This window comes from Azoarcus taiwanensis (assembly GCF_012910885.1).
GTDB lineage: Bacteria > Pseudomonadota > Gammaproteobacteria > Burkholderiales > Rhodocyclaceae > Azoarcus_F > Azoarcus_F taiwanensis.
Window position 1 is genome coordinate 1 of record NZ_WTVM01000284.1, and the last position, 729, is coordinate 729.

Genomic DNA, 729 nt, shown 5'->3' on the forward strand with positions numbered 1-729 from the left:
CGGCACCCATCGCGTGCGCTTCGCCGTCCGCAATCTCACTGACCGCAAATATCACGAACATCTGACCGAAGGCCTGTCCGGCGAAGAAATCAAGGCGCCCGGCCGCAGCTTCTTCGTCGGCTACAACGCGAGCTTCTGACCATGAAAAAAACTCTGATCACCCTTCTCGCAGCCATCGGCCTTGCCCTGGGCGCGAACGCCCATGCCAGCGACTCCAAATTGCCGGTGCTGACCCTGGCCGGTCCGGCCGCCGCGGTTTCTTTCCCACTGGTGCGCATGGCTGAGTCCGGCGAACTGGCGGATCTGGCCGAGCGGGTCGAGTTCGTCGTCTGGCGCGACCCCGATCAGCTCCGGGTGCTGGCGCTCGAAGGCAAGCCGCGCATCATGGCGATGCCGAGCAACGTTGCCGCCAACCTGCACAACCGGGGCGCCAAGCTCAAGCTGCTCAACGTGTCCACCTGGGGCATCCTGTGGCTGGTGTCGCGCTCGCCGGACCTGCAGACCCTGGCAGACCTCAAGGGCGAGGAGATCGCGATGCCTTTCCGCGCCGACATGCCGGATATCGTGTTCCACACCGTGGCCGAGAAACAGGGGCTGGACCCACGCAAGGACTTCAACCTGCGCTACGTCGGCACGCCGATGGATGCAATGCAGTTGCTGATCGCACGTCAGGTCAATCATGCGCTGCTGGCCGAACCCGCGGTGTCAATGGCTTTGCGTCGGACGAAA

1 protein-coding gene is annotated in these 729 nt (G+C 63.9%); it reads left to right on the top strand.

Annotated features, from left to right (window positions below; all coding sequences use genetic code 11):
* Nucleotides 1–141 precede the first annotated feature (141 nt).
* Nucleotides 142–729, top strand: a 588-nt coding sequence (locus GPA21_RS20335; RefSeq protein ID WP_422614186.1) for an ABC transporter substrate-binding protein, incomplete at its 3' end; no start/stop codon positions are given.